The 1,736-nt window shown below is 73.1% G+C and carries 3 protein-coding genes; all 3 read left to right on the top strand.

Features of this window, described 5'->3' with window-relative positions; genetic code table 11:
* The coding region (locus MCM47_RS40135) for a hypothetical protein (protein ID WP_238951773.1) at nucleotides 1–426 on the top strand (426 nt) is incomplete at its 5' end.
* A 136-nt stretch (nucleotides 427–562) separates the two neighbouring features.
* Nucleotides 563–1,078 (top strand): helix-turn-helix domain-containing protein, encoded by a 516-nt coding sequence (locus MCM47_RS40130; protein ID WP_238950615.1) that lies wholly within the window; start codon nucleotides 563–565, stop codon nucleotides 1,076–1,078.
* A 3-nt stretch (nucleotides 1,079–1,081) separates the two neighbouring features.
* Nucleotides 1,082–1,736 (top strand): terminase large subunit domain-containing protein (locus tag MCM47_RS40125; RefSeq protein WP_238951772.1); only part of this gene is annotated, 655 nt, incomplete at its 3' end.

Below are 1,736 nucleotides of genomic sequence, written 5' to 3'. Positions count from 1 at the left end.
GCCCGGCTGCGCACGGCCCGGGAGCAGGCCGCGGCTGGCCACCCGATCGAGGGGGAGCTCGCCGCCCTGGTGGTCGAGGCGTCCGTCGACGGCGGCCTGCCGGCCTCCGCAATCGCGGCCGAGCTAGACGTCGCCGAAGACCGGGTCCGGGCCGTGATCGACGGGCGCATGCTGTTCGCGTACCGGGTCGACCTGCAGACCGCGAACGGGTGGGAAGAGGCGGACTACGCCGAGTTCGCACCCGTCGAGATCCTCGACGCCGACCCGACGCGCAACGCGCGCCGGTTCGCAGAGACGACCGTCGAGGAGGTGCTCGCCGACTACGCCGCGGACGAGGAGGTAACGGCCGCGCGCGTGCTGGTCTGGCCCGGCCGCCCCGGGCGCGACCAGGGCGCCGCCGCGGTCGTCGAACGAGCCCGGGCCTAACCCTCTTGCGCCGTTATCGATCTGTGACCTAGAGTTGGAGGCGCTTCCGGCGTGCCCGGAAGCGAACTCCAGACCCACGGCCCGCCACCATCCCCCCGGTGGCGGGCCGTTCTGCGTGCCCGGGAGGTGATGCCCCGTGCGCGAGCCCATCACCGACCAGGACCGCGACCAGGTGCGCCGCCTGCACGCCGACGGCCTGTCCCGCAACGCCATCGCAGCCCAGATCGGGCGCAGCAGTTCGACCGTGTCGAAGATCGCGGCTGAGTTGGGGTTGGCGTTCGTCGGGGGCGCCCGGGTGGCGTCGGCGACCGCGGCCCGGCAGGAAGACCTCGCGGCCCTCCGTCGGGACCTTACGGCCCGGCTGTACCGGCGGGCCGCGGCGAACCTCGACCGGGTCGAGGCCGACACCTACGTGCGGGTTGAGCTGCTGCCCACCGGCGAGACGGCCGAGGTCGTCAGCGACGATCCGCCCGCGCAGGACGAGCGCCACCACAGCCAAGCGATCGGCGGCTATCTGACCAGCGCGGCCCGGCTCGCGGAGATCGACGCCGGCACGTCCGGGCACGAGGTGCGAAGCATGCTTACGGATCTTGCCCGGGGCCTGCGGGCCGCCTTCGCCGATGAGGACGAGGCGGCCGCCGACGGGGGGTGAGCCGTGCCCGCCCCGATCTTCGATCTCCCGCTCTCCCGCAAGCAGTTGCGCAGCGTCGCGCGGGCCACCGCCCGCATCAACGTGTGGCATGGCGCGGTGCGCTCCGGCAAGACCGTGGCCTCGTTGCTGGCGTTCCTGCTGGCCGTCGCGGAGGCGCCGCCGTCCGGGCTCATCATCATCTGTGGCAGGTCGCTACAAACGATCGAACGTAACGTGCTGGAGGCGTTGGCCGATCCGGCGCTGTTCGGGCCGGTCGCGGCCGGGCAGGTCCGGCACACCCGCGGCGCCACCACCGCCGTCATCCTCGGGCGCACCGTCCACCTGATCGGCGCGGCAGACTCCCGGGCCGAGGGTCGACTGCGCGGCCTGACGGCCTACCTCGCGTACGTCGACGAGGCGACGCTGCTGCCCGAAGCGTTTTGGGTGCAGCTGCTCGCGCGACTCAGCGTGGACGGCGCGCGCGTGCTGGCCACCACCAACCCCGACGGCCCCCGGCACTGGCTCAAGGCTGGATACCTCGACCGCGCGGCCGAACTCGACCTGCGTGCCTGGCATTTCAGCCTGCACGACAACCCCTCGTTGTCTCCGGCCTACGTCCGGTCGCTGCACGCCGAGTACACCGGGCTGTGGCGCCGGCGCATGATCGACGGCGCGTGGG

The organism is Kitasatospora sp. A2-31 (genome assembly GCF_022288725.1).
Lineage (GTDB): Bacteria > Actinomycetota > Actinomycetes > Streptomycetales > Streptomycetaceae > Kitasatospora.
Note: the sequence above shows the minus strand (reverse complement) of the source record. Positions and strands in the feature narration are given on the sequence as shown.